Source organism: Ensifer sp. R1-3 (assembly GCF_056739175.1).
Genome location: NZ_CP096515.1, coordinates 1,314,951 through 1,339,401, shown reverse-complemented (window position 1 = coordinate 1,339,401; position 24,451 = coordinate 1,314,951). Strand labels below are relative to the sequence as shown.

General features: G+C 61.8%; 26 protein-coding genes. 13 read left to right on the top strand and 13 right to left on the bottom strand.

Annotated elements, in window-relative coordinates; translation table 11 throughout:
- Positions 1 to 102: 102 nt before the first annotated feature.
- Positions 103 to 837 carry a DUF599 domain-containing protein gene (locus tag M1D43_RS06425; protein WP_013844304.1) on the bottom strand — a complete coding sequence of 245 codons (735 nt, stop codon included), beginning with the start codon at positions 835 to 837 and terminating at the stop codon, positions 103 to 105.
- Between the two features lie 599 nt (positions 838 to 1,436).
- On the opposite strand from M1D43_RS06425, the gene M1D43_RS06420 reads away from it, so the two are divergent.
- Positions 1,437 to 2,837 carry an L-serine ammonia-lyase gene (locus M1D43_RS06420; protein WP_010969212.1) on the top strand — a complete coding sequence of 467 codons (1,401 nt, stop codon included), beginning with the start codon at positions 1,437 to 1,439 and terminating at the stop codon, positions 2,835 to 2,837.
- A gap of 86 nt (positions 2,838 to 2,923) precedes the next feature.
- Positions 2,924 to 3,358, top strand: a complete 435-nt coding sequence (locus M1D43_RS06415) for a DUF1489 family protein (protein ID WP_003536712.1) — start codon at positions 2,924 to 2,926, stop codon at positions 3,356 to 3,358.
- Positions 3,359 to 4,029: 671 nt separating this feature from the next.
- Here M1D43_RS06415 and M1D43_RS06410 read toward each other — a convergent pair.
- The 6 genes from M1D43_RS06410 to M1D43_RS06385 form a co-directional block, all read right to left on the bottom strand.
- Complete coding sequence (locus tag M1D43_RS06410) at positions 4,030 to 4,299, bottom strand: hypothetical protein (protein WP_010969213.1); 270 nt, start codon at positions 4,297 to 4,299, stop codon at positions 4,030 to 4,032.
- Positions 4,300 to 4,374: 75 nt separating this feature from the next.
- The gene (locus tag M1D43_RS06405; protein WP_027990041.1) at positions 4,375 to 5,877 is read right to left on the bottom strand and encodes a D-alanyl-D-alanine carboxypeptidase; all 1,503 of its coding nucleotides are present in this window, start codon (positions 5,875 to 5,877) and stop codon (positions 4,375 to 4,377) included.
- 243 nt (positions 5,878 to 6,120) lie between these two features.
- A complete protein-coding gene (locus M1D43_RS06400) occupies positions 6,121 to 6,849 on the bottom strand; it encodes a hypothetical protein (protein ID WP_153315203.1) in 729 nt (242 codons plus the stop codon).
- Positions 6,850 to 7,077: 228 nt separating this feature from the next.
- Positions 7,078 to 7,686 carry a transglutaminase-like cysteine peptidase gene (locus M1D43_RS06395; protein ID WP_014529690.1) on the bottom strand — a complete coding sequence of 203 codons (609 nt, stop codon included), beginning with the start codon at positions 7,684 to 7,686 and terminating at the stop codon, positions 7,078 to 7,080.
- 858 nt (positions 7,687 to 8,544) lie between these two features.
- Positions 8,545 to 9,153, bottom strand: a complete 609-nt coding sequence (locus M1D43_RS06390) for a PilZ domain-containing protein (protein WP_003534682.1) — start codon at positions 9,151 to 9,153, stop codon at positions 8,545 to 8,547.
- A 67-nt stretch (positions 9,154 to 9,220) separates the two neighbouring features.
- Positions 9,221 to 9,883 (bottom strand): PAS domain-containing protein, encoded by a 663-nt coding sequence (locus M1D43_RS06385; protein WP_003534688.1) that lies wholly within the window; start codon positions 9,881 to 9,883, stop codon positions 9,221 to 9,223.
- Positions 9,884 to 10,164: 281 nt separating this feature from the next.
- Between M1D43_RS06385 and M1D43_RS06380 the strand changes: the two genes are divergently transcribed.
- Together M1D43_RS06380 and M1D43_RS06375 are read left to right on the top strand one after the other, a co-directional pair.
- Complete coding sequence (locus M1D43_RS06380; protein WP_003534691.1) at positions 10,165 to 10,896, top strand: rhomboid family intramembrane serine protease; 732 nt, start codon at positions 10,165 to 10,167, stop codon at positions 10,894 to 10,896.
- A 395-nt stretch (positions 10,897 to 11,291) separates the two neighbouring features.
- Complete coding sequence (locus M1D43_RS06375) at positions 11,292 to 11,720, top strand: CBS domain-containing protein (protein WP_003534694.1); 429 nt, start codon at positions 11,292 to 11,294, stop codon at positions 11,718 to 11,720.
- 462 nt (positions 11,721 to 12,182) lie between these two features.
- On the opposite strand, the gene M1D43_RS06370 is transcribed toward M1D43_RS06375, so the two are convergent.
- The 3 genes from M1D43_RS06370 to folE all read right to left on the bottom strand — a co-directional run bounded on the left by M1D43_RS06370 (position 12,183) and on the right by folE (position 14,663).
- Positions 12,183 to 13,148, bottom strand: a complete 966-nt coding sequence (locus tag M1D43_RS06370; RefSeq protein ID WP_027990036.1) for a patatin-like phospholipase family protein — start codon at positions 13,146 to 13,148, stop codon at positions 12,183 to 12,185.
- Between the two features lie 346 nt (positions 13,149 to 13,494).
- Entirely contained in the window at positions 13,495 to 13,947 is a 453-nt protein-coding gene (gene hisI / locus M1D43_RS06365) for a phosphoribosyl-AMP cyclohydrolase (protein WP_003534698.1), read from the bottom strand.
- Between the two features lie 101 nt (positions 13,948 to 14,048).
- Complete coding sequence (folE, locus tag M1D43_RS06360; protein ID WP_014529687.1) at positions 14,049 to 14,663, bottom strand: GTP cyclohydrolase I FolE; 615 nt, start codon at positions 14,661 to 14,663, stop codon at positions 14,049 to 14,051.
- A 338-nt stretch (positions 14,664 to 15,001) separates the two neighbouring features.
- On the opposite strand from folE, the gene M1D43_RS06355 reads away from it, so the two are divergent.
- The 5 genes from M1D43_RS06355 (at position 15,002) to thrS (ending at position 18,890) form a co-directional block, all read left to right on the top strand.
- Positions 15,002 to 15,448, top strand: a complete 447-nt coding sequence (locus M1D43_RS06355) for an iron-sulfur cluster assembly scaffold protein (protein WP_027990035.1) — start codon at positions 15,002 to 15,004, stop codon at positions 15,446 to 15,448.
- Between the two features lie 3 nt (positions 15,449 to 15,451).
- Positions 15,452 to 15,826: a membrane protein insertion efficiency factor YidD gene (gene yidD, locus M1D43_RS06350; protein WP_027990034.1), complete on the top strand. Its 375-nt coding sequence runs from the start codon at positions 15,452 to 15,454 to the stop codon at positions 15,824 to 15,826.
- Complete coding sequence (locus tag M1D43_RS06345) at positions 15,823 to 16,260, top strand: DUF2267 domain-containing protein (protein ID WP_003534706.1); 438 nt, start codon at positions 15,823 to 15,825, stop codon at positions 16,258 to 16,260. Before yidD ends, M1D43_RS06345 begins: the two co-directional genes overlap by 4 nt.
- Positions 16,257 to 16,796, top strand: coding sequence for a DUF1697 domain-containing protein (locus M1D43_RS06340; RefSeq protein WP_153315201.1), 540 nt, complete (start codon positions 16,257 to 16,259; stop codon positions 16,794 to 16,796). The genes M1D43_RS06345 and M1D43_RS06340 overlap by 4 nt, the downstream gene beginning before the upstream one ends.
- A gap of 111 nt (positions 16,797 to 16,907) precedes the next feature.
- Complete coding sequence (thrS, locus tag M1D43_RS06335; RefSeq protein ID WP_027990032.1) at positions 16,908 to 18,890, top strand: threonine--tRNA ligase; 1,983 nt, start codon at positions 16,908 to 16,910, stop codon at positions 18,888 to 18,890.
- A 204-nt stretch (positions 18,891 to 19,094) separates the two neighbouring features.
- Here the strand turns inward: thrS and M1D43_RS06330 are convergent, their stop codons facing one another.
- Complete coding sequence (locus M1D43_RS06330) at positions 19,095 to 20,090, bottom strand: RgsD C-terminal domain-containing protein (RefSeq protein ID WP_153315199.1); 996 nt, start codon at positions 20,088 to 20,090, stop codon at positions 19,095 to 19,097.
- 100 nt (positions 20,091 to 20,190) lie between these two features.
- Here M1D43_RS06330 and M1D43_RS06325 point away from each other — a divergent pair, with 100 nt between their 5' ends.
- The gene (locus M1D43_RS06325) at positions 20,191 to 20,775 is read left to right on the top strand and encodes a nitroreductase family protein (protein WP_003534715.1); all 585 of its coding nucleotides are present in this window, start codon (positions 20,191 to 20,193) and stop codon (positions 20,773 to 20,775) included.
- Positions 20,775 to 21,377 (top strand): flavin reductase family protein, encoded by a 603-nt coding sequence (locus tag M1D43_RS06320; RefSeq protein WP_003534717.1) that lies wholly within the window; start codon positions 20,775 to 20,777, stop codon positions 21,375 to 21,377. Before M1D43_RS06325 ends, M1D43_RS06320 begins: the two co-directional genes overlap by 1 nt.
- Positions 21,378 to 21,385: 8 nt before the next feature.
- Here the strand turns inward: M1D43_RS06320 and M1D43_RS06315 are convergent, their stop codons facing one another.
- Positions 21,386 to 22,096, bottom strand: coding sequence for an aldolase/citrate lyase family protein (locus M1D43_RS06315; protein WP_153315197.1), 711 nt, complete (start codon positions 22,094 to 22,096; stop codon positions 21,386 to 21,388).
- Positions 22,097 to 22,168: 72 nt separating this feature from the next.
- Between M1D43_RS06315 and M1D43_RS06310 the strand changes: the two genes are divergently transcribed.
- The gene (locus tag M1D43_RS06310; protein ID WP_318853556.1) at positions 22,169 to 23,302 is read left to right on the top strand and encodes a DUF2336 domain-containing protein; all 1,134 of its coding nucleotides are present in this window, start codon (positions 22,169 to 22,171) and stop codon (positions 23,300 to 23,302) included.
- A gap of 15 nt (positions 23,303 to 23,317) precedes the next feature.
- Here the strand turns inward: M1D43_RS06310 and M1D43_RS06305 are convergent, their stop codons facing one another.
- Positions 23,318 to 23,749 (bottom strand): hypothetical protein, encoded by a 432-nt coding sequence (locus M1D43_RS06305; RefSeq protein WP_153315195.1) that lies wholly within the window; start codon positions 23,747 to 23,749, stop codon positions 23,318 to 23,320.
- A 226-nt stretch (positions 23,750 to 23,975) separates the two neighbouring features.
- Here M1D43_RS06305 and M1D43_RS06300 point away from each other — a divergent pair, with 226 nt between their 5' ends.
- Entirely contained in the window at positions 23,976 to 24,446 is a 471-nt protein-coding gene (locus M1D43_RS06300) for a GNAT family N-acetyltransferase (RefSeq protein WP_003534724.1), read from the top strand.
- Positions 24,447 to 24,451 lie beyond the last annotated feature (5 nt).

The window sequence follows — 24,451 nt, the reverse complement described above, 5'->3', positions numbered from 1 at the left end:
GCGCCTCATTTCAGTCGCGTCGCGAATATGTTGAAATGAGGGCCGCCAGTCATTCGGTCGGTTACCGCAAACCGCGGGCCGGGTGCAATCGGTTGCTGCAGCCTATTGCGCATTCTCGATCAGCGCGGCGCGCGCTTCGGAGAAGAACTGCCGGCGCGCGAGGACGAAGATCACGAGGGCGGTCAGCACCATGAACACATAGGGGCTTATGAACCAGCCGAGATAGCCGATCGACAGGAAGATCGCCCGAAGGCCGGCATTGAAGTGCTTGGCCGCAAGTATGTTCATGCGGATCGCACGCTCTGCGGCACGCTCGGCGGCCTTCTGGTCGCGTTTCATGTCCGCCGTCATCGGAATGCCGCCCATCAGAATCGAGCAGTAGTTGAACAGCCGGTATGACCAACCGAACTTGAAGAAAGAATAGCCGAAGAGGCAGGTCAATCCGCCGACTTTCAGTTCGAAGGCCGTCCGCCCGCTTCGGAATATTTGTGGCAGATCGCTAAAGATCATCTGCACTTGGTCTGTTGCGCCGAGCAATGCGAAACAACCGCCGAGCGCGAAGATCGTCGTCGAGGCGAAGAAGGCGGTACCGGCCTGCAGCCCGGCGATGATCTGCGTGTCGATCATCTTCAGATCGCGATTGAGCGAATTGCGGATCCAGCGCGCCCTGTGCTCGTTCATCAAACGCGTAAGGCTGACGCGGTCGAAGCCGCGCCCCCCGTCGGAAGCCCAGCTGAAGCCGGCCCAGAGGAGGACGAAGATGGCGAGCGCGACGTAATCTTCAGAGGTCATAGCGGTGTTTTGGCACGGCCGTCCGAAAATGCAAGATGGGCCCATGTTGGCCTGTCTTAAGACTCACGGCGAAATCGAGGCGCGAGCATCGAGCCGGGCGCTCCGGGATTCCGCCGCTTGCACACGGCTTCGTGTCCGCGCCCAAGGTGTCCCGCATCGCTCTGACACTATTTCGCCATATTTCACCATTGCGTGTTAACAGATTCTTCGCTATTGAACGGCCACACGACTTAATGGTTACCGGGCTTCGGTATTCGGAGACATCATGGACAAAACAGTAGAGAAGTCGTGCTGGGGCGTGACGGTTCGCGCCGTGGCGGGTTTCGGGGGTGTTCTCGTTCTCGCCTATCTCTTCGGCGGCTTCTGAAGATAGATTGAAATGTCAGGCGATGCAGTCCACGGGCTGCATCGCTTTTTTTTGATCGCCGAACACATGCGCAGTTCTTCAGTGGCATGTCGCACGAACAGAATCCAATGTCGGTCGGTCGCCTGATGGATCGGCATAGGATCGCTTAGGGTTCGATCCTATATTAGGGAATGATCGACACCGCCCGAGCAGGAAAACGGTCGGTTTCGGTCCTATCATCGACGCGAACGCGGAGCTCATCGGCAGCAACGTGGCGTCAGGCTCTGGGCAGGAATTCATGTTTCTTTCCGTCTTCGACGTTTTCAAGATCGGTATCGGTCCATCGAGCTCTCACACGATGGGGCCCATGTCGGCGGCCAACAGGTTTCTCGATCTCATCCTGTCGGATGAATGGCCGCGACCGTCTCACGCGGCTGTCGGCGCCATCAAGGTAAGCCTCCATGGTTCGCTGGCGCATACAGGCATCGGCCATGGAACGGGCAGGGCGGTCATTCTCGGCCTGATGGGCGAGCGGCCGGATCTCGTCGAGCCGGACGGGATGGACGGGATCATCGAGCAGGTGGAGCGTACGGGCCGCATCACCCCGCCCGGTCACGCGGGCTATATGTTCCAGCCGAAAACCGATCTCGTCTTCGACAAGAAGACGCCGCTGCCGGGTCATGCAAACGGCATGTCCTTCTCCGCCTTCGACCGGGACGGCCGGCTCCTTCTGAAACGCATCTACTATTCGATCGGCGGCGGCTTCGTGGTGACCGATACGGAACTGGACGCGATGAGGGCCCAGAAGAACAAGCCCGCCGGCGTAAAGGTGCCCTATCCCTTTGCCACGGCCCAGCAGATGCTCGACATGGCCGCGCGCTCCGGGCTGACGATCGCCCAGATGAAGCGGGCGAACGAAGAGTGCAGGATGTCGAGGGACGAGCTCGACGCCGGGCTCGACCGCATCTGGACGGCGATGAGCAGTTGCATCGATCGCGGCCTCAGCCAGGACGGCATCATGCCGGGTGGCCTGAAGGTGCGCCGGCGCGCCCGGGCGATCCACGACAAGCTGCAGGAGGAATGGCGCTCCAACAAGACCAATCCTCTCCTCGCAAATGATTGGTTGAGCGTCTATGCCATGGCGGTCAATGAGGAGAATGCTGCCGGCGGCCGGGTGGTGACTTCGCCGACCAACGGCGCGGCCGGCGTCGTTCCGGCGACGATCCGCTACTATCTGCATTTCCACGACGATGCCGATCAGGAAGGCATCCGGGATTACCTGCTGACCGCAGCGGCGATCGGCGGTATCATCAAGCACAACGCCTCGATTTCAGGCGCGGAGGTGGGCTGTCAGGGCGAAGTCGGATCGGCGTCGGCGATGGCCGCGGCGGGTCTTGCTGCCGTCATGGGCGGAACGCCCGAGCAGATCGAGAATGCGGCCGAGATCGCGCTCGAACACCATCTCGGAATGACCTGCGATCCGGTCGCAGGTCTCGTTCAGGTGCCGTGCATCGAACGCAATGCCCTTGGTGCCGTCAAGGCGGTTACGGCCGCTTCGCTCGCACTCAAGGGCGACGGCAAGCATTTCGTGCCGCTCGATGCCTGTATAGAGACGATGCGCCAGACCGGCGCGGACATGAACGAGAAGTACAAGGAAACATCGACCGGGGGTCTCGCCGTCAACGTGGTCGAGTGCTGAGCGCTCAGTCCGAAGCCGATGGGGCTGTGGACGAATACGCCCGGACGGCTTGACCGCAGCCGCCGGCCGGGTGTTCAAGGTTCGCCATGGCTTTGCATCTCATCAAACTCTGTGTCGGTGCCGAATCGATCGAGGACCTGCGCGAATGGGTAGCGCGCAAGGCCCTGGCGGCGATCGCAGCCGGGCAGCAGCCGCACTCCTTCCACACGACCCGGATGGTCCCGAAGCGTACGGAAGAGCTTCTCGCCGGCGGTTCGCTCTATTGGGTGATCAAGGGATACGTTCAGGCGCGTCAGCCGCTGATCGGCATCGAGACCTTCACCGACGGCGAGGGCATCGGCCGCTGCAATCTCCTTCTCGGTCCGGAAGTCATGGAGACGGAACCGCAGCCGCGTCGGGCTTTTCAGGGCTGGCGCTATCTCGAGGAGAAGGAAGCCCCGCGCGATCTTGCCTCGCTCGCCGATGGCGGGGAGATGCCGCTCGACTTGCGGCGTGAACTCGCCGAACTCGGCCTTTTATAGCCGGCGGCCACCTTCGCCGGCGAGAGCGGACGCGTCCGACAAATCGCGCTCATGACCACGGCTGCTCCCATTTTGATGCTACGGCATGCACATATCTCTTGTTGTCCAGCCCTTCGCGGATTACTCCGGAGTGGCGGCATCTGTATCCAGCAGTGGCGAGGCTTGCGGATGGGTCCTTGGGATCAAACCCGTATGCGCTAACATTGGCATTGGACTAGCGGTCACCCGCCCCTCATCCGCCTGCCGGCACCTTCTCCCCGCAGGCGGGGAGAAGGGACAAGCGGCGCCGACTGAACCCGCATTCACCGTCCGCCCGAGGGAGCGAGCGGGCACGGCATATCCCTTCTCCCCGCCTGCGGGGAGAAGGTGGCGGCAGTCGGTTGAGGGGCAACCCCGACCGAGCGCGGTTGATCCGGTTGGGTACCCGTGGGATCCCTTTCATCAGCAGTATCCGCCGCACCGGCGCGCAAGAGATATGTGCATGCCGTAGCATTTTGATGGGGAGAAGGGAAAAGCGGTGGGGCGCCGCGAGTTCCCTTCGCCCCGCTTGCGGGGAGAAGGTGCCGGCAGGCGGATGAGGGGCGGTCCATGACCTGCCCGCATGATCGAGTTTAAAGCGTTGAAACGCTGGCTGCGCGCGGAAAGCCGCATGCGATATTCCAAATTCGAGCCTAATGCAGGCGAATTCGGAGGGGGCGGCTGCGCCCCGGTGCCGCGACGTGCAAATGGATGCCCGCCCGAGGCTGGGTCGAACGCCAGGCGCGCGCGCCATGCGTAAGGAGCATGCCAACCAGGTCGCGCGTTTTTGCCTTGGATCGGTTCAGGCCGATGTCCGCGATGCGCATGGCCGCCTCGTGCAACGGATGCAGCCGAATTCGCGATGGTCTGGCTCTTCTGTCCGCCATCATCGTGTCGCCGGGGACGTTCTCGTTCATTGCCATGCTGACCTCGTTACGCTGTACAAAACCGAGGAGGACAGCCGGAGAAACGCGCCCGGCTGCCCTTCATAGAGTCTCTTACTGCTGGCTCGCCCAGCAAGCGAAGCCCTTCTTCTTCAATGCCCTGCATGCGTTGACGGCCTTGTCCTGATCGTCGAAGCCGCCGAAGCGGGCGCGGTAGAGCTGAGCTCCGTCATTGCTGAAGGCGACCGTGAAGGGGGTGGCGTTACGCAGTGCCTTGCCGCCCTTTTCCTTGGCATTGTCGAGCAGCGTCATGGCCTGCGTCTTGTCGGGCGTGGCGCCGATCTGGATGACCCAGCCCTGCATGCCGACATTCGCTTCGGTGCGGGCTTCGGCCGCGGCAGGTGCGGTTTCAGCGGTGGCGACCGAATTGGTGATCTGCGTATCGACGTCGCCAGCGGCTTCCGGCTCCTGGGCAAGTCTGGCGATCTGCGAGTCGAGCGTGTTCGGCGCGATCTTGGCTGCGAGCACGGGATTGTCCGAGGCCGGTTTCGTCGATGCATAGGCCATTGCGACGCCGGCGGCGCTTTCGCCGGTGTAGCGGAAATCCGGGACCGGGCCGGTATTCGGCAGGTCCATTGCCGCCGACGCGACGGCTGCGGCGGTGGCCGGCCGTACTTCGGCTTCGGCTACCGTCGTCACGGGTTCGGCCGGGACCTCGGCGATCAGATTGCCGCTGCCGCGGCGCGATGCGGAAGGCATGTATTTCGCGACGAGCTTGCGCATCTGCGCATCGCGGGCGCCGCCCGACGTGCCGCCCATGACGACCGCCACGATGCTGCGCCCGTCGAGCTGGGCCGAGGTTACGAGATTGAAGCCGGAAGCGCGCGTATAGCCGGTCTTGATACCGTCTACCCCGCGGACGTTGCCGAGCAGCCGGTTGTGGTTGCCGATCGTCTGCTTGCCGAAACGGAAGCTGCGCGTGGAGAAGTAGTCGTAATATTGCGGGAAGTGCTGCCGGAGCGCGATGCCGAGGCGGGCCTGGTCGCGGGCCGTCGTCCGTTGTTCGGAATTGGGCAGGCCATGGGCGTTGCGATAGGTGGTGCGCGTCATGCCGAGCGCGCGCGCCTTGTTGGTCATCATCCGGGCGAAGCGCTGTTCCGAACCACCCAGGAGCTCGCCAAGCGCCGTCGCCGCATCGTTGGCGGAGCGCGTCACCAGCGAGAGGATCGCCTGCTCGACGGTGATCGATCGCCCGGCGCGCACACCGAGCTTCGACGGCGGCTCTGCCGACGCCTTCTTGGAAAAGGGAACAGGCGTGCTTTTGCTGATCCGTCCGGCTTCGAGCGCCTCGAACGTCAGATACAGCGTCATCATCTTCGTCAGCGAGGCCGGGTAGCGTAATTGATCAGCGTCTTCGCCGTAAAGAACCTTGCCGGTTTTCGCATCGACGACGATGCCGGCATATTTGGAGTTCGCGAAGGCGGGCGCCGAAAAGGTCAGCACGGCGATCAGGCCGGCGAGAAAAATCCGCCCCATAACTTCTGAAAAGACGCCGAACGGGCGTTTCGCGAGATCAAAAAAAACGGATTGAGACACTGTATCGCTCTTCATTCTCATATCAGGGGTGCCGTCCGGATGCCGTCTCCGGATACGACCTTTCCCGAGACAGTATCGGGATAGCGTTACCAATCGGTTTATGATGAATGATTGGTTGCCCGCCACAGGTCGTTTTGTTCAGGATCGGCACCTTCAGCCCGCGCTAGATCATGACGTTTTGGTAGGCTTGGCCGAAAACCCCGCGCATACTCCCCCATCCCGTTCTAGCCGGCGCATTGGCTGCATCACGACTCTTCGTCAAAATCACGGCACGAGATGCGTGCTGATGTAAGTTTCCATCGAATCTTCGATGGCACGCCACTGCGGCAGCAACCTGCTGGAGAAACGGTAGAGAACGATGAGGTCCTTGCCCATGTGAACGTCGCGCTGGCAATCGGCGCTGGTCGAAGCCGCGGTGGTCACGGGGAGTACGCAGCGCAGCACGTAGGCAGGGCGCTCATCTCTCTCGCCGATGAAGAAGACTTCGCCGGCATAGCTGGAATCCGGCTTTGCGGCGTACCTTGTCAGGCCCTCGGGGCCGGCCTGCGGCGCGTCCTGCAGGATATGGCGGTAGACGGGGGCGAGACGCCCCGACATGTCGCGAGACATCGTACTCTGCGCGACCTGCAGGAAGATCAGGTTTTCCGGCCGGCTGACATCGTCGAACAAGGGCCGCGTCTCCTCGCCGTAGCCTTCGAGCCCGGGCCAGGTGAGATAGAGATCCACGCGCCCGACGATGTTCGTGCTACGTTGGTTTTCGAAGCGAATGACATTCGCCGGCAGGCGCAAATGGTCCTGGCCGATAAAGATGTCGTAGGTTTCGCGGCTTGCCGTGTGGCCGGCCTCAGCGAGATGTCGGCCGAACCAGCGCCCGGAAAAGGAAAGGGTGATTGTCAGCGCAAGGAGGATCACGACGGCTGCTGCCGCTTTGTAGACGAAGCGGGACGAAAGGAGCGGCAGGAGTTCCGGTTCGGGAATGTGGGGCGGGTTCATGGCTGCGCCGTAGGGTAGCTGATCAGGGCGCGCGTTCTATCCGCTCGAAGGCCACTGGATGACCTCGCCGCGCGGAATTCGCTCGCAGCCAAGGCTCGTCCAACTTGGTTAATATTGGGTGAAGCGTGGCGGGTCTGCGCCGCCCGGAGAAAATCGGCCCGGGCCGGACGGGGTAGTGCCGACCGGGGCCGATCAGAGGCGCGGGCATGGCCGGCGCCTGCTCATGCGTTATTGTGCGCTGACGCTGCCGACGGCGAGAGCGCGGCCATCCTGCAGTTTCACCCAGCGCCCGGCATGCTCCGAGGACTGCCGCTTCAGGTAGGTATATTCCGTGTCCGACCAGAGCAGCACCTTGCTGCGCATGTTGTCGAGAATGAAATCGCCGCGGTCGGTGCGCACCGTCAGGACGGCATGACCGTCGCCATTCGGCTGCAGGACGACGGTGATCAGAAGATCGGCGGGGGAGAAGCCGCTTTCGATCAGCCTGCGGCGTTTCAGCAGCACGTAATCCTCGCAGTCGCCGACGGCGTCCGGGTAGGACCAGTTTTCCTCGACGCCATGGATTTCCATGTCGGTCATCGGGGCGATCGCCTGATTCACCTCGTAATTGATTTCGAGGATCTTCTTCCAACTGTCGCGCGTCAGCACGGACGGGCCATGGTCCGCGCCAATGGCCGCGCATTCGGAGGGATTGGCCTTGCAGAACTCGTAATGCCCGATCGGCGGGTTGGTCGCGCCGCCGACCGTCATGTTCGCCGGCACCGCGTAAGCCGGCCCGGCGATGAGGCCGGTGGCAAGGGCTGCGGCAGCGATCGCCATGGTGATGATTGTGCGCATGTCTGTCTCCCCGTTGTGGTTCGACATTGGCACAGAGTTTTTTACCGGCGGCGAAGATCGGAAGTAAAAACAAGAACAAACTCGAATAACATAAGAATAAAAATTGAGGAGAACTGTAATAAAATTCGATTCAAATTTTATCGATTTTCATGCTGCTTGTCGGCGGCCACCGGGAGCGACGACGGTGCAAATCCGTGTAAGTCATTGAATATAGGTGAGAATACTATGTGCGGCGAGCGTAGCAGAGCCGCGATTGCGCGTCCCGCCAGCCATGCAGCCGGTGACGGTGGGACCCATCGGAGCCAGCAGGAAATAGTGTCGGATCGCTGGGAAGCGTAACGCCCGGTTTACCAGAAGCTATTTCTGTTGCCGGCCCGCTGCGGAAGAGTTGATTTTGGACTAGGCGAGGGCAGAGGCCTGGTCCAGGCGGTCCGCTGACGCAAGCGCCGCCTCTAAGGTCTGTTGAGATCCGGGATACCCGCCCCGGCTTGATCTCCTCATCCCTGTGCTCGTCACAGGGATCCAGCCAGACCAAGTCCTTGGCTGAAAGAACATTTCCCCGCGCCGCAGACGCAGCGCTGCTGGATCTCTGTGACAAGCACAGAGATGAGGGTGAGGAGAGATTGCAGCGTCTTATCAGACGCGCAAAGGTCGCTGTAGCACTTTGACTGCTGCATGTTTTTGTCCTTTGATCGGCGACGATCAAAGGAAACATGCAGTGGGCTGCGCAGTCGGTATCCAAGAAATTCAAGCGCGTCGCGCCATGCGTAGCGACAAAACCGACCAGAGCTTCCGCGAAATTATCCATCTCGCAGCAGCCGCCATAACCTCAAGATGAATCTCAACACGCCTTAGTGCTTACAGAAACTCGGTCAGTGCCTCGCGGGACTGTATCCCGGAGAATTCGATGGCGACGCCTTCCTGGAAATGACGGACGATCCTGCCCTTCATGTTACCCAGCCTGACCGGCGATCCTACGGCAGGCCGTGTGTCGATGTCGACCGCCGCGCCGGAAAGCGAGAGGTCGATGATCCGACAGCTGTATCTCTCGCCGGTATCGACTGTGAGTTCCGTCAATGTCTTGCGAGGTGCCAGCCGGTCATGGCGCCGGTCTTCCGGCAGACCGAGTTCGTGTTTGTTGGCGATCCAGGTCAGCTGTGCCGCAAGCTTCTCGCGCTTGCGTTCCGTGGCGTTGAGCTGGATCACGAACGCATCGTCCGCAACGCGTGACACCGTGCCTTCGAGGCGACCCACATGGTCGACATAAGCAATGATACGCTCTCCGCCGCGCGGACGCGCGGGGGAGGTCAACAGAACGTCGCCCGGCGACATCTCCAGGGCGGTACAGTCATATTCCTCGTGACTGGCAAGCATCAGTCGTCCCGAAAGATTGACCGAAACGCGCTGAAACGCGCTTTCCTGATGTGGTTTCGGGGCGCTGTTCTGCGCATGCTGGAAGGAGAACATGATCACTCTACGATGGATATATTTTGCAGGCGAAAGTATAGGCCGCACCGATTAACAGAAGGTTCGCTCAGTTTCGCCTTCCACCCTCGAAGACGCGCAGGTGCTGCGCCATGCGGAAGGGGCGATCGCAGGCATCGATGCGGCTGCCGGTCAGACCGGCAGTCGTGGAGCATTCGGACGCAGGCAATGCGGCACAGCGGCTGTCCAGGACAAGGTGCTGCAATGGCTTCATGTGCAGCCATATCGGACGGGACAGCGGCGACAGAGCGCCGAGTATGCGGTCGCCCGTTCCATCGGGAGAGGCGAGGGGGGTAAGCAGAATTTCCACGTCCAACCGATCCCCGGTTGCGGTTGCGCCGGACCCAGCCAGTAGTATCGGCGTGCATCGCTTCATGACCTGACCGGCGATGCGGGCAGCCTCCTCCTGCTGTCCGCCGAGCCACAAGGCGGAGAATTGACGGTGGCGGAGTTCGTCGCCGAACAAGCCGCAGATGTGGGTGCCCGCGAGACGAAAGTGTATTCCGCCGTCCGCCTGCGCCTGGAGGATGAAGACGTTGGGCAGGAGTGAACGAATATCGGCGGGCTGGATTTCGTCACGGCGCGGGAGATCGCGGCCGCCGCGAACTTCGTTCCAGTATTGAAACAGTTCCATTGTCGTTCTGCTGCGCATCTTGCCCGATCGGTCGTTGTTGCGGCGCAGACCGTCCCAGATCGAGATAGTCGGCGGCATATTGCGTGGTCCTTGAATGCATGGAGCGATTTTCGTGCCAGGGCGAAATTAAGGTTAACGGCCGGTTTCGATTGCGCTCGACGCCGGCGGCTGCCATGTCATTCGGCAGCACTTCACGAAGGATTGCCTTCAGCACATCGACTGACGCGCGCGCAACGGCGCGTGACGCCGTTCAGTTTTCACTGGACGGCGTTTTTTTGTTTGCTTATCCCTTGCGCGCTACTGCGGGCGGTTCGCCGCCGTCTGGGCGCAACCGCAGCGACCGAAGGGAAGAGGCAGCTATGGAACGGGATCAGGCGGCAACGTCACCGGAAACCGATGTCGACAGTACCGACGTCCGCAGTCGCGAGCCCGCCTTCAATCTTCCGCCGGGGCTGACCGGAATCCTTTCGTTCCTGATCGCGGTCCATGTGTTGAGGACCTATGTCCTGCCGGCCGAGATCGACCAGGAACTGATCCTCAACTTTGCCTTTCTGCCCGTGCGCTACACGCTTCCGCTCGGTGAGCAGGGGCTGGTCTGGCTCTGGACGCCGGTGACCTATTCCTTCCTGCACGGCAGTTGGGAACATCTCATCTTCAATGTCTTCTGGATGGTCGCGTTCGGCGCCCCCGTCGTCAGACGGATCGGGATGGCTCGGCTCGCCTTGTTCTGGTGCCTGTCGGCGGCTGCCGCCGTCGGCTTGCACATCATCTTCCACTGGGGCGAGATGGCCGTGGTGATCGGGGCTTCGGGCGTCGTTTCAGGCTTGATGGGGGCGGCGGCCCGTTTCGTATTTTCCCCGAGCGGTCGCATCAGCCGCCAGTTTGCCCATCTCAATCGACGGCTGTCGTTTGCGGAGACGCTCACCAACCGGTCCGTGCTCGTCTTCACCGGGATATGGTTTCTGACCAATTTGCTGGTGGGCTTTGGCTTTCTGTCGATTGGAGGGGCAGGAAGCGTGGCCTGGGAGGCGCATATCGGCGGTTTCCTCTTCGGCTTCCTTCTGTTCGCATTCTTCGATCCCCGAAGGTAGGTTGGGTGAGGCGCCGCCAGCCGGGAAGAAGCCTCGGCCGCCTTCGGGCGAGAGTGCGATAATCGATTGTATCAACCGCAGAATTTTCGTGATGCCTGATTTCGCCGCAGAGGCGGCAGGCTTTCTGCAGAAGCCTTGATTTCCTGAAGTCGCTGGAGCACCATTCATCACGGCCGCCGAATTGCTCGAGGCGACCGCGGAAAAGGCCGGGTGCCGGCGTAGCTTTGTGCTCGAGGAGCGGCAAAGGGCTGCGCAGGCGCCGGAATGGGTACGGGTTTCCTGCGGCCATCTGCACTGTCTTCGCGGTCTTCCTTCCGCCGGAAGAAAGTGCAGTGACCGGCACGGACTGAAACTCTTCCCGTCGGCCCGGTTTTGTCGCAACGGGAGATGTGCGCATGTCGGTGAAAGCGATTCTCAATGAAAAAGGCAGCAACGTCATCACGGTCACAGCGCAGGTGACGGTTCAGCAGGCCGCGTCTTTACTGCATGAAAATCATATCGGAGCCGTTGTCGTCGTCGATCCGGAGGAGCATATCGTTGGCATCATGACGGAGCGCGACATCGTTGCCTCGATTGCCCGATATGGTGCCGCCTGCCTCGACAAGCCGGTTTCTTCCGTCATGTGGCAGAACGTCTATTGCTGTCGCGAGGAAATGTCCGTCGACTCGCTGATGGAGATGATGAGTAAATTTCGCGCGCGTCATCTGCCCGTGGAGCGGGAAGGCCGGCTGGCCGGCATTATCTCGATCGGAGACGTGGTCAAATATCACATCCGCGCCATCGAGAACGAGGCCGAACAGATCAAGGCCTATATCGCGGGCTAGGGCCTGTTGAGATTCATCTTGAGTTTATGGTGGCTGCTGCGAGATGGGTAATGGCGTTGAAGCCCTGCTCGGTTTTGTCAGCACACATGGCGATGCGCTTGAATTTCCTTGAGTACCGACCGTGCGCCACTGCATGTGTCCATTGATCGTGGCCGATCAATGGACACAAACATGCAGCAGCTCAAAGTGCTACAGCGACCTTTGCGCGTCTCATAAGACGAGCGGCGCTGTAGGAACTTTTCGGAGGACTGCAATCTCTCCTCTACCTCATCCCTGTGCTCGTCACAGGGATCCAGCAGCGCCGCGTCTGCGGCGCGGGAGCATTCTTTCAGCCCAAGGACTTGGTCTGGCTGGATTCCTGTGACAAGCACAGGAATGAGGAAATCAAACAAGCGGCGCCGGGTGTCCGGATCTCAACGGGCCTTGGAACACTTGGGCCGATCCGCAAATTCTCCCGGCCTTTCAACGGGGTAGAGGTTCCTGCATGCGCCGGATTTCCGAAAGCTTGATCTTGGCTTCCTGATAGCCGCGCTCGATTGCTTCGCCCGCGCGGTGGAATTCCGAAAGTCCGATATCGTTCAGCTTCGGGTGGAGAGACAGATCCGGCGGATCGCCAGCCAGCCGGGCGCGCGAAATGCGGTCCTGAATGATGTTGAAGGCCTGGACCATGACGCTGGTCATGCCGAGCCGTGCTGAAAAGCGGTTTGCCTCCGTTGCCGGCGCATCGGGCGTTTCCATGCCGGCGCTGTGCTTGACCACCGCCGAGCGCCCGTAGACATCGTAGTTCAGGTTGACGGCGACGACGTGCAACTGCTCATGTGCGCGGCAGACCGAAACGGGAACGGGGTTGACCAGCGCGCCGTCGATGAGAGTCCGGCCATTGGCGTTGACGGGCTCGAAAATGCCAGGCAAGGCGTAAGATGCGCGAATGGCGGTAATAAGGGATCCTTTCTCGATCCATACCTCGTGACCGCTGTAGACCTCCGTGGCGACGGCCACGAAGGGCCGGTCGAGATCCTCAATACTGAGGTTCTGCAGATGTTCCTGCATCCGCTTGGTGAGCCGCAGACCGCCGAAGAGGCCACCGCCGCCGATCGCGAAATCGAGCAAGCCGGCAATGCGGCGCACGGTAAGCGAGCGGGCGAAAGCCTCCAATTCATCGAGCTTGCCGGCGAGGTAACAGCCGCCCACCAGCGCACCGATCGATGTGCCCGCAATCATTCCGACTTCGATACCCTCCTCGTCGAGGGCTTTCAGGACACCGATATGGGCCCAGCCCCGCGCAGCACCGCCGCCGAGCGCCAGCGCAATCCTGGGTTTCACGGATTGGGAAATGGGTAGTGCTGGAGGAGTGGTCGTGATCGACGACCCGTTCGCGCCGGAAAGATCGGCAATCTGACTGTTACGCGTGAATGTCCAGTTCAGCATCCGGCACCTCCGACACCGCCGAATAGATTAGCTTCCAGCACACGGCCCTGCAGGAAGCCCTGCCGAGCCCTACTACCGAATATTCCTTGAACCGAAGCGATTCGGCCATCGAAACATGCCGGTGCCGGCCTCACATCTGGTCGCTGAAAGACTGACACCATGATCGAGATATAGCACTGAACCGGCTACAAATGCGGCCCGCCCGATAAACATTGGATACAGCCTGCAACACATTTTGGTGCTCCGCCGTTACCGCGGGAACCACTTACAAGATTAATGATTAGATGCCCGTTTGGTTGCCAAAAGATGAATATATCAACCAGGCGAACCAGAAAAAAGCAGATGCTCAGTTGCCGGCGTAGATCTGCGCCGGATCGAAATGCCTGTGGTCGTCGGTGATCGCCACTTTTGCTTCGCCATCGGCGACGCCGACCGTCCGATAGAAGCACGAGCGGCGCCCGGTATGGCAGGTGGCATCGTGGCCGGCCACCGAGACTTTCAACCAGACGGCGTCCTGGTCGCAATCGGTTCGTATTTCCCGGACGGTCTGCAAATTGCCCGAGCTTTCGCCCTTCTTCCAGAGGCGGTCGCGTGAGCGGCTGTAGTAATGCGCGAATCCGGTCTCGAGCGTGAGGGACAGCGCTTCGGCGTTCATATGCGCGACCATCAGCAATTCGCCATCGCGGGCATCGGTCACGACGGCCGTGATCAGACCCTTCTCGTCGAAACGCGGGGTGAAGGCCGGGCCGCTTTCCAGTTCGGCCTTGTCCTGCGGGGGGGATGCAAAAGTGAGCGTCATCGTCTGAGCTCCACTACAGCGCCGCGCGTCTTGATCAGACGCGCGAGGCCGCTGTAGCACTTGGGGGTTGCTGCATGCGTTTCAACATGCGGTGGCGGAGCTTACTTGAAGCCCCTGAGCATCGTCATGAAGCGGACCTGTTCGGCCGGCTCGCTCTTGAACGCACCGGTGAAGGTGGTCGTCAGCGTCGTCGCGCCCTGCTTCTTGATACCGCGCATCGCCATGCACAGGTGCTCGGCCTCGATCATCACCGCCACGCCCCGGGGCATGAGGGTCTCGTCGATGGCCTTTGCGATCTGCGCCGTCATCGCTTCCTGCGTCTGCAGGCGACGGGCGTAGATATCGACGACCCGGGCGATCTTGGAAAGGCCGAGCACGCGGCCGTTCGGCAGATAGGCGATATGGGCCTTGCCGATGATCGGCACCATGTGGTGCTCGCAATGCGAATAGAACGGGATGTCCTTTTCGAGCACGATATCGTCGTAGCCGGAGACTTCCTCGAAGGTTCGTCCGAGCACGTCTTCCGCCACGAGATCGTAGCCGCCGAAAATTTCCCGATACGCCTTGGCGACACGCGCAGGCGTGTCCTTCAGGCCTTCTCGTGCCGGATCTTCACCTGCCCAGCGCAACAAGACGCGAACGGCTTCTTCGGCTTCCTTCTGCGTCGGACGACCTGTGTCGTCGAGCACAGGAAAATTCTTCACTATGGCGTCCATATGGCCCCTTCAAGCAATACGAAATTGCTGACGTTTTATCTTTTCGGACAACTCGCCATTGGCCATACGCCTAACCCTGCAGGCTTGGGTTCCGTTGGCGGGTTCCGGGGCTTTCGGGTCTCGGCTTAGCAGTGCACTGGACCGTCCGGCACGGTTTCCCAAACAACAGGCGACATTTGATCCCCTTGCGGAACTGTCACCCCAACACGACATAGCATATAGTATGGTGCCACATGGATAAAAGAGCCCGAATGCGCCACGCCTTGCTTTTTTCCCGCCCCCTGGGGAAAATCATGCGCCGAACGTCAGAAACCGCGAAAAATCCACCGGATTCCTAAATGATCGACGACATTTACAACAGCAGAATTCTCGAATTCGCAGGCAATATTCCGCGCCTCGGAATGTTGACCGACGCCGACGCCGAAGCCGCCGCGCATTCCAAGCTCTGCGGCTCGAAGGTGAGAATCTGGCTGAAGATGGACGGCGACGTCGTCACCGACTTCTCCCATGACGTCAAGGCCTGTGCGCTCGGCCAGGCGTCTTCATCCATCATGGCGCGGCATGTCGTAGGAGCCCATGCGGACGAGATCCGGCAGGCCCGCGAGGATATGCTGGCCATGCTGAAGGCCGATGGGGAGGGCCCGTCGGACCGTTTCGAGGACATGCGCTTTCTGAAGCCCGTCAAGGACTACAAGGCGCGCCATGCCTCGACGATGCTGACTTTCGATGCCGTCGTCGATGCCATCGGGCAGATCGAGGCGAGGCGCCTCGCTGCGGCCGTCTGAGCCATGTGCCCTCAGCCCCATGCCGATCATGCAATCACCCGCGGCGACCCCGGTGCCGCCGGAGGGCGGAATTGGTCCGGGCCGTTCCGCAAGACGCCGGGACGGCTCGTCGGCATGACCCTGATCCGCGCCTATCAACTGACGCTGTCGAGTTTCATCGGCAATTCCTGCCGGCACCTGCCGACCTGTTCGGAGTACGGCTTCGAGGCGATCGCTCGATACGGCCTCTGGGCCGGCGGGTGGCTGACCTTGTTCCGGGTCGTCCGCTGCGGCCCGGGCGGAACCCACGGATTCGATCCGGTGCCGGACAGCCTCGCACCGCGCCAGCGCTGGTACACGCCATGGCGCTACTGGCAGCCACGCCGAAAGGACGCATGAGAGCCGTGACCATTCCGATGGAGTACCGGCAGGCCTCTGCGGATTTCGACCGGTTCATCGTCGACGCGCGCGATATCGCCGCTCTTCAGACAACCAATCAGGCCTATACGATGGTGCAGGCGGTGCTTTACACTTTCCGCCGCCGCCTCGAAATTTCCGACGCCCTGCTTTTCGCCAATGCGCTGCCGCCGGTCCTTCGTGCGATCTTCGTCGCCGATTGGGATCTGGAGGAGCCGACGCTCCCCTTCTCCGAGCGCCGGGCGATGACGCGCGAGGTGCAGGCCTTCCGCGGCAACCACAACGTCTCTCCGGAAACGGCGATTGCAGATGTAGCCGCGGCTTTGCGGCGGAATGTCGACAAAACCCTGCTCGATCGTGTGCTTGCACGGCTGCCGGCGGGGGCAGTCGATTTCTGGCGGGCTTCAAGCGAATGAAGGCTTACGTCGCCTTGCTGCACAGCATCGTTCTCGGCGACGGCCGGCGCGTCGTGATGGCCGACTTGAAGGCGATGGCCGAAGCGCTCGGCTGCAGGGGGCCGCGCACGCTTGTCGCCACGGGCAATCTCCTGTTCGAGGCGCCGGAAAAGCCGCTCGCGGAATTGGAGGCCGAACTCGAAAAGGCTTTCGAGAAGACCTTCGGCCGTCACGTCGACATCATCGTTCGTTCCGCGGAGGACTGGTCGAGACTTGCGGCAGGCAACCCTTTTCTCGCGGAAAGCGAAAGGGACCCTGCGAGCGTCCACGTGCGGGTGATGCGCTCGCCTCTCGAGGTCGACATGCGGGAGAAACTGCTCGGCTATTGCTCCAGGGGCGAGCGCGTGGCCATAGTCGACGGCGATCTCTGGGTCGATTTTGCCGGCAAGACGAGCGAATCGAAGCTGCTCGGGGCGCTAACGACCAAGCGGCTCGGCATCGGGACGGTGCGCAACTGGAACACCGTAAAGGGACTGCGTGGAATGGTCGCCGGTTGAGCGGCCGCGCCTTTACTCCACGGTGAAAAAGCTTTATCAGGCCCGCGAACCGGCCCCGGCCGGCAAACCATACCACCCGCATTCGTTGGCGGGACTGGATAGGAGATCATGATGTCGCAATCCGTTTCCCTTACATTTCCTGATGGCTCCGTTCGAGAATTCGCCGCCGGCACGACCGGTCGCGACGTCGCGGAATCGATCTCGAAGTCCCTCGCCAAGAAGGCCGTCGCGATCGCCATTGGCGGCGAACTGCGCGATCTCTCGGATGCCGTGACGGAAGGCAGGATCGAGATCGTCACGCGCGAAGACAAGCGCGCGCTCGAGCTCATCCGCCACGACGCGGCCCATGTCATGGCGGAGGCCGTGCAGGAATTGTGGCCGGGAACGCAGGTGACCATCGGTCCGGTCATCGACAACGGCTTCTATTACGATTTCGCCAAGAACGAGCCCTTCACGCCTGACGACCTGCCCGTCATCGAGAAGAAGATGCGGGAGATCATTGCCCGCAACAAGCCCTTCACCAAGGAGGTCTGGTCACGCGACAGGGCCAAGGAGGTCTTTGCCGCCAAGGGCGAGAACTACAAGGTGGAGCTCGTCGACGCCATCCCCGAGGGCCAGGACCTGAAGATCTATTACCAGGGCGACTGGTTCGATCTCTGCCGCGGGCCGCACATGGCCTCGACAGGCCAGATCGGTACGGCCTTCAAGCTGATGAAGGTGGCGGGCGCCTATTGGCGCGGCGACAGCAACAATCCGATGCTGACGCGCATCTACGGCACTGCGTGGCACACGCAGGAGGAGCTGGATCAGTATCTGCACGTGCTCGCCGAAGCCGAGAAGCGCGACCATCGCCGGCTCGGCCGCGAGATGGACCTCTTCCACTTCCAGGAGGAAGGGCCTGGCGTGGTCTTCTGGCATGGAAAGGGCTGGCGGATCTTCCAGAGTCTCGTCGCCTATATGCGCCGCCGGCTCGAAGGCGATTACCAGGAGGTCAATGCTCCCCAGGTCCTCGACAAGTCGCTCTGGGAGACCTCCGGTCACTGGGGCTGGTATCGCGACAACATGTTCAAGGTGACTGTCGCCGGCGACGATACGGACGATGATCGCGTCTTCGCGCTGAAGCCGATGAATTGCCCCGGGCATATCCAGATCTTCAAGCATGGTCTGAAGTCTTACCGCGAACTGCCCGTTCGGCTGGCGGAATTTGGCGCAGTCCACCGGTATGAACCCTCCGGCGCGCTGCATGGCCTCATGCGGGTCCGCGGCTTTACGCAGGACGACGCGCACATCTTCTGCACCGACGAGCAGATGGCGGCCGAATGCCTGAAGATCAACGACCTGATCCTTTCCGTCTACGAGGACTTCGGCTTCAAGGAAATCGTCGTGAAGCTGTCGACGCGGCCGGAAAAGCGTGTGGGCTCCGATGAGCTTTGGGATCGCGCCGAAGCCGTGATGACGGAAGTCCTGCAGACGATCGAGGAGCAGTCCGAAGGCCGCATCAAGACCGGCATCCTGCCGGGCGAGGGCGCATTCTACGGTCCGAAGTTCGAATATACGCTGAAGGACGCGATCGGCCGCGAATGGCAGTGCGGAACGACGCAGGTCGACTTCAACCTGCCGGAGCGTTTCGGCGCCTTCTACATCGACAGCGAATCCGAGAAGCGTCAGCCGGTGATGATCCACCGTGCCATTTGCGGTTCGATGGAGCGTTTCCTCGGCATTCTGCTGGAGAACTATGCCGGCCATATGCCGCTTTGGATATCGCCGCTGCAGGTGGTGGTCGCAACGATTACCTCGGAAGCGGACGACTATGGCCGCGAAGTCGCCGAACGCTTGCGTGATGCGGGGCTGACGGTCGAGACCGATTTCCGCAACGAGAAGATCAACTACAAGGTCCGCGAGCATTCGGTAACGAAGGTTCCGGTGATCGTCGTGTGCGGCAAGCGCGAAGCGGAGGAGCGCTCGGTCAACATCCGTCGCCTGGGTTCTCAGGCGCAGACGGCAATGTCGCTGGACGAGGCCGTTGCTTCGCTCTCCGCCGAAGCCATGGCACCGGACCTCAAGCGCAGGAGCAATTCCAGGAAAAGCGTGTAACGGTTTTCCGTAAGTGCGCGCTCATGACGCGGCTGCCCCTCATCCGGCTGCCGCCACCTTCTCCCCATCTTGATGGGGAGAAGGGACAAGCGGCACGCTCGTCCCGCTGCAGCAACCGGCGTGAAAGATGATCGGGCGACCGCTGCTTGTCCCTTCGCCCCGCTTGCGGGGAGAAGGTGCCGGCAGGCGGATGAGGGGCGGGCTTCAGTCCTGCGCTTCCGCGGCCTGGTCGGCTTCGCCGTTGCCGTTGAGCAGCACTTCCACGTCGGTATTGACGCCTGCCTTCACGGCAAAATCGCGCTGGTAGATCTTATCCTTGTTGCGCGCCACCGCCGTGTAGCTGCCCTCGGCAAGGACGAGGGTCGGGAAGGCGCCGACGCTCTCGCTGACGACGTCGCCGGAGGAAGTGAGGATCGACCAGGCGGTATCCGCAATGGCTTCGCCGCCGGCTTCCGAGACGAGCTTCAGGGTCAGCTTCGCGGCGCGGTGCTGGATCGTCGCTTCGGTCAGCTTGCCGGCTTCGATCTGGATATCGGCACGGATGACGGCATTCACCGATCCGTAGTTCGACACGACGTGGTAGGTGTCGGCATTGAGCTGAACCACCGTACCGGGCTTGACGTCGGCGACCACGAGGCCGCGCTCGCCATCCTCCTTCACGTCGGAAGAGAAGATCGAAAAGCTGAGTTCGTTCGGCGGGATGCGGACATCGCTGCCGGAGACGGCGTTCAGCATGACGCCCCCGGCATCGAGCACGAGCACCTGTTTGTCGAGCGGGCCGTCTTCGGGCACGCGAATCTTGCGGGTCGCGCCCGCCCGGCCAAAGGCGACGTTGACGAAATATTCGCCGGGCACGAGATTGAAAGCGGTGGAGCCGCCCTCGGAGGTCGCGAGCAGCGGCAGCTTTCCGTCGCTGCCCGGAATGGGGCTGAAGACCCGCCAGGTAAGGCCCGATTGGACCGGCTTTCCCTTATCCGTCAGCAGCGCCTCGAGCTCCACGTCCTTCAGTTGGCCGCCCTGCGTCGGATCGGTGATGAGCGGACTGAAACCGGTAAGCTTCGGCATCTTGTGCGTGCCGGAGATCGAGGGAAAGCTCTTGAAGGCGTCAGTCGGATCCTCCGCAAGCGCGCGTCCCGCACCGGTCCCGGCGAGTGTGATCGCCAGAACGGTTCTCAGGAAAATACGAGGACGCAGACGCATGAGAGCAGTTGACTTCTTGACTGGGTGACTCCACTTGGGACGCCGGTATGGCATTTTCGTGGCTGCCGATCCGGCGGCAAACTAGTGGAATTCGCTCGATATGAAAACCGAAATAAAGCTTGTCGACTATCTTGCCTCCCGCAGGTCCATCCCGGCCTTTCAGATGGGTGAGCCAGGACCCAGCAAGGCGGAAGTCGCGGAAATGCTGAAGCTCGCCTCGCGCGTGCCGGATCATGGCAAATTGGCGCCGTGGCGCTTCATTGTCTATCGGGGCGAGGAGAGGGCGCGCATCAGCGCCGAACTGAAGAAGATGGCGCTTGCCGCCAAGCCGGACATGCCGGAAGAGATGATCAAGGTCGAGGAGGCGCGGCTGACGCGCGCGCCGGTCGTGGTCGCCGTGGTCAGCAAGGCGGCGCCGCATTTCAAGATTCCGGAATGGGAGCAGCAGATGTCGGCTGGTGCCGTCTGCCTCAATCTGCTGATGGCCGCAAATGCGCTCGGTTACGCCTCGAACTGGCTGACCGAATGGTATGCCTTCGAGGAACGGGCCTATCCGCTGCTCGGCGTGGCGCCGGGCGAGAAGATTGCGGGCTTCATTCACATCGGCACTGCAATGGTGCCGCCGACGGAGCGCCCCAGGCCCGAACTCGAGGAGATCGTCACCTGGGTCGGGGAGGGCGACTGATGTTCTACGACACCGCCGGAAACGGGCACGGCCTGCCGCACGATCCCTTCAAGGCGATCGTGTCGCCGAGACCGATCGGCTGGATCGGCACGCGCGGGGCCGATGGGGCGCTGAACCTTGGGCCCTATTCCTTTTTCAACGCCATCAGCGACCGGCCGAAGCTCGTGATGTTCGCCTCGAGCGGCTACAAGGATTCGGTGCGCAACATCGAGGCGACCGGGGAGTTCACCGCGAGCTTTGCCAGCCGCAACCTGAGCGAGGCGGTCAATCTCACCTCGGTGGCCGCCCCGCATGGTGAAAGCGAGTTCGAGATCGCCGGACTGACGCCTGTAGAGGGAACGCTCGTGAAGGCTCCCTTCGTGGGCGAGGCATTCGCGGCGCTGGAATGCCGGATGACGGAGATCTTCCGTCCCAAGGGTATCGATGGCGTCGTTTCCGACAGCTATGTCGTCATCGGCGCAGTGGTCGGCATTCACATCCGCGAGGAGGCCATCCGCGATGGGCGGTTCGACATGGCGACCGTCAAGCCGCTCGCCCGGCTCGGCTACATGGACTATTGCGATGGCGGCGACGTCTTCGAGATGATGCGGCCTGTTCGCTAGATCAGGTTCTAGACTTCCGGCACGACGCCTGCAGCGGCAAGAAGGTCGATCTGCTGCGGCGAGCGGAGGGCAACGCTCGAAAAGCCGTTCTCCACGCTGTTTTTCCACAGGCGCCGCACGGTCGCCTCATCCTCGGCGTCGATAGGCAGCATGTCGTAAGCCGCGATGCGGGCCTCGCAGGCTCTCAGGACTGCCGCAGCACGGCCGGCTCGAACGACAGCCGGCACGTCGCCCGTTTCGGTCACGCGCCTGCAACCACACGCTTCGGCCAGGGCCGAGGCATCGAACACCAGTGCCGAGAGGCGCGATGAGGCACCCGCCAGCGAGTGAGGCGACAGGACGCTTTCCGGCGTCGTCGCGTATTCCGCAAGAATAACCGTTCGGCCCTGGGGCTTGCCGGCCGCCGCCTCGGCGACCTTGAGCAGCACATCGAGCCGTTGAATGTCTGCCGGGCCGCGGCATCCGGCCAGAACGACGCCGTCGAAGCCGCTGCCGATCAAAGCGGCAAGCTCGTCTTCGCCCGGATCGCTACTCGTTTCGATTCGGGCGAGCAACAGGCAGCCGGCGTCCTGTCGAGGCAGATCCGAGGGCGGCAGGCCAGTTTCGCTCCCGGCAATCACGACCGCTCGGAAGGCGGTCAGGATCTCCCTGCGAGGCACCGGTTCGCCGGCCGGCAGATACAGGAACGGCAGGATGGTTTGCGCGCCGTTAACAGACATGGTGAACCAATCTTAAACCTTTGGCCGCTAGGCTTCGAGCATGGGGCTGCTCGGGTGACTAGTGGGGCATAGGTGATCATACAAGCATTTCTTCGCTGGGTGGAAACGGCGAAAGCCAGCGAACGCGCCAGTGCTGCCAGTGCGCTTGGTCGTGCCTTTGCTGAGGCCGATGTGAACGGCATCGATCGGCAGGCGGTCGAAATGGCGATGACCTTTCTCCTCGACGATCCTTCGCCCAAGGTGCGGCGGTCTCTTGCCGAGGCGCTGGCGGATTGCCCGATTGTGCCGCGCTCGATCATCAAGGCGCTTGCGCAGGACCAGCCCGAGATTGCCTACATCGCGATTTCCCGCTCACCGGTCTTGAATGACGACGATCTTGTCGACATGGCGGCGGACGGCGGCGCGGAGACGCGGGCGCTGATCGCCTCCCGCAGCGCCGTCTCATGCGCCGTTGCGGCTGCCATCGCCGAGATTGGCGGCGAGGAAGAGGTGCTCATCCTGTTGGAAAATCCGGGGGCCAGGCTTTCTCCGGGCTCGTTGCGGCGAATTGCCGACCGCCTCGGCGATAGCGTGGCCGCCCGCGGCCTGTTGCTCGAGCGTCATGATCTGCCGAGCGACGCGCGCCAGACCCTCGCCGAAAAAGCCGGCGCGGCGCTTGCGGCGTCTGACCTGGTACGCGCCGTTATCGGCGAGGACCGGGCGCAGCGTGTCGTGCGGGAGACTTGCGACGCGGCAGCGCTGACGCTTTCCTCCGCCTCCGCGCGGGAGGAATTGCAGCGGATGGTTGCCGCTCTCCGCAAAACCGGCCGCCTGACGCCGGCTCTGCTGCTGACGGCGCTTTGCAGCGGCAGGACGGAGTTTTTTTCTGCGGCAATCGTGGATCTGTCCGGAGTCCCGGAGAAGCGCGTCCGGTCGATCCTTTCGGGCGGGCGATTCCACTCGATCAGGGCCCTCCTCGAAACTGCGGGGCTTGGCCGTGAAGTGAGCGGAATGTTTTCGGAGGCCGTATTGTTCTGCCAATGCGAGGCAGATGCGGATCACGATGGAGCCTCCCTCTCCGTCGCCGCCAGACTTTCGGATCGCCTTCGCCGCCGAAGCCTCGGCGCATATCACGCCGTCGCCGAACTCGCTGAGCGGCTGGCTTTTGCCGAGCAGCGGCAGAGGGCGCGCAACTACGCCTTGATGCTCTCCCGCCAGGCCGCGTAAGACGGCTTGATTACCTCAATTGCCGAATCGGCGCGCCACCCAGGAATAGCCGTCTTCAACGTAGTGGACCGGTGCACTGACGATCGCCTTCAGTTTCTCCCGGTCGGGTACGGCGCCGCTGATCAATGCCAGGGCGCGCTTCGGCAAGGTTGGTTCTCCGCCTTCTGCCGTTGATGTTGTGTTTTGCTGCACGCCCGGCTGAGCCGGAAGCGTTGCATTCAGCTCCGGAACCGGCTCGCTTTCCGCCGTCATGCCCGGCCCTGAGCTCTCGCACACGGCCACCACGACGGGGTAGTTCCTGTCGGAGAACCGCGGCAGTTCCTTTTGCGATTCCGTGTCGCACTGCGCGATCGACGGCCAGTCGCCGTTCACGGTCGAGATGTAATGGCATTGGGTAACGTTGTCGTCGCAACCGAGAATGGTCATGACGATCAGGGCGGCTTTCATGGTCACTCTTCCGTTCAGATGATGACGACGCTTGTTTATGGCCGTCCGATTCTTTCCAAAGAAGGGCAAAAGCCGGCGGGCGCCGAAACAAATTGTTTCTCCCCGTTACGCGGATTGATTGTAGTAGCTGCGAAATTGCGTCGTTTGGCGTATTGGTCCCGGCGATCTTCGGCATTAGAGCGTTGAAATCATGTGCTTCCGGACGGGACCGAATGGAGAGACTGAAATGACCGCCGTAACCATCGCCGAAGAGTCGCCGCGCCAGCCGGCCGTCATCCGCCTGCTCGAATTGTCCGACGCCTATGCGGCATCGCTCTATCCGGCCGAAAGCAATCATCTGGTCGATCTGTCTCAGTTGGAGCAGCCCACCGTATCCTTTTTCGTGGCCCGCCGTGACGGCGAAGTCGTCGGCTGCTGTGGCCTCGTCGAAGCGGGCGACGGTACGGCCGAGATCAAGCGGATGTTCGTCGACCCGGAGGCGAGGGGGCTGAAGCTTGGCAAGCTGCTCTTATCGGCTCTCGAAGCCAAAGCGGCAAAGCTCGGTCTCACGGCAATCCGTCTGGAGACCGGCATCTATCAGCCGGAAGCGATCGGTCTCTACAAGGCATCCGGCTACGTGGAGTGCGCGCCGTTCGGCAGCTATCTACCTGATCCGCTGAGCCTGTTCATGGAAAAACCGGTTCGGCAGGAGGCGTGAGGGGC

Bases quoted from the DNA above. Each gene is read 5' to 3' on its own strand.
- M1D43_RS06425 (WP_013844304.1), bottom strand. From the start codon at position 837: ATGGGCCCATCTTGCATTTTCGGACGGCCGTGCCAAAACACCGCTATG.
- M1D43_RS06420 (WP_010969212.1), top strand. From the start codon at position 1,437: ATGTTTCTTTCCGTCTTCGACGTTTTCAAGATCGGTATCGGTCCATCG.
- M1D43_RS06415 (WP_003536712.1), top strand. From the start codon at position 2,924: ATGGCTTTGCATCTCATCAAACTCTGTGTCGGTGCCGAATCGATCGAG.
- M1D43_RS06410 (WP_010969213.1), bottom strand. From the start codon at position 4,299: ATGGCAATGAACGAGAACGTCCCCGGCGACACGATGATGGCGGACAGA.
- M1D43_RS06405 (WP_027990041.1), bottom strand. From the start codon at position 5,877: ATGAGAATGAAGAGCGATACAGTGTCTCAATCCGTTTTTTTTGATCTC.
- M1D43_RS06400 (WP_153315203.1), bottom strand. From the start codon at position 6,849: ATGAACCCGCCCCACATTCCCGAACCGGAACTCCTGCCGCTCCTTTCG.
- M1D43_RS06395 (WP_014529690.1), bottom strand. From the start codon at position 7,686: ATGCGCACAATCATCACCATGGCGATCGCTGCCGCAGCCCTTGCCACC.
- M1D43_RS06390 (WP_003534682.1), bottom strand. From the start codon at position 9,153: ATGTTCTCCTTCCAGCATGCGCAGAACAGCGCCCCGAAACCACATCAG.
- M1D43_RS06385 (WP_003534688.1), bottom strand. From the start codon at position 9,883: ATGCCGCCGACTATCTCGATCTGGGACGGTCTGCGCCGCAACAACGAC.
- M1D43_RS06380 (WP_003534691.1), top strand. From the start codon at position 10,165: ATGGAACGGGATCAGGCGGCAACGTCACCGGAAACCGATGTCGACAGT.
- M1D43_RS06375 (WP_003534694.1), top strand. From the start codon at position 11,292: ATGTCGGTGAAAGCGATTCTCAATGAAAAAGGCAGCAACGTCATCACG.
- M1D43_RS06370 (WP_027990036.1), bottom strand. From the start codon at position 13,148: ATGCTGAACTGGACATTCACGCGTAACAGTCAGATTGCCGATCTTTCC.
- hisI (WP_003534698.1), bottom strand. From the start codon at position 13,947: ATGACGCTCACTTTTGCATCCCCCCCGCAGGACAAGGCCGAACTGGAA.
- folE (WP_014529687.1), bottom strand. From the start codon at position 14,663: ATGGACGCCATAGTGAAGAATTTTCCTGTGCTCGACGACACAGGTCGT.
- M1D43_RS06355 (WP_027990035.1), top strand. From the start codon at position 15,002: ATGATCGACGACATTTACAACAGCAGAATTCTCGAATTCGCAGGCAAT.
- yidD (WP_027990034.1), top strand. From the start codon at position 15,452: ATGTGCCCTCAGCCCCATGCCGATCATGCAATCACCCGCGGCGACCCC.
- M1D43_RS06345 (WP_003534706.1), top strand. From the start codon at position 15,823: ATGAGAGCCGTGACCATTCCGATGGAGTACCGGCAGGCCTCTGCGGAT.
- M1D43_RS06340 (WP_153315201.1), top strand. From the start codon at position 16,257: ATGAAGGCTTACGTCGCCTTGCTGCACAGCATCGTTCTCGGCGACGGC.
- thrS (WP_027990032.1), top strand. From the start codon at position 16,908: ATGTCGCAATCCGTTTCCCTTACATTTCCTGATGGCTCCGTTCGAGAA.
- M1D43_RS06330 (WP_153315199.1), bottom strand. From the start codon at position 20,090: ATGCGTCTGCGTCCTCGTATTTTCCTGAGAACCGTTCTGGCGATCACA.
- M1D43_RS06325 (WP_003534715.1), top strand. From the start codon at position 20,191: ATGAAAACCGAAATAAAGCTTGTCGACTATCTTGCCTCCCGCAGGTCC.
- M1D43_RS06320 (WP_003534717.1), top strand. From the start codon at position 20,775: ATGTTCTACGACACCGCCGGAAACGGGCACGGCCTGCCGCACGATCCC.
- M1D43_RS06315 (WP_153315197.1), bottom strand. From the start codon at position 22,096: ATGTCTGTTAACGGCGCGCAAACCATCCTGCCGTTCCTGTATCTGCCG.
- M1D43_RS06305 (WP_153315195.1), bottom strand. From the start codon at position 23,749: ATGAAAGCCGCCCTGATCGTCATGACCATTCTCGGTTGCGACGACAAC.
- M1D43_RS06300 (WP_003534724.1), top strand. From the start codon at position 23,976: ATGACCGCCGTAACCATCGCCGAAGAGTCGCCGCGCCAGCCGGCCGTC.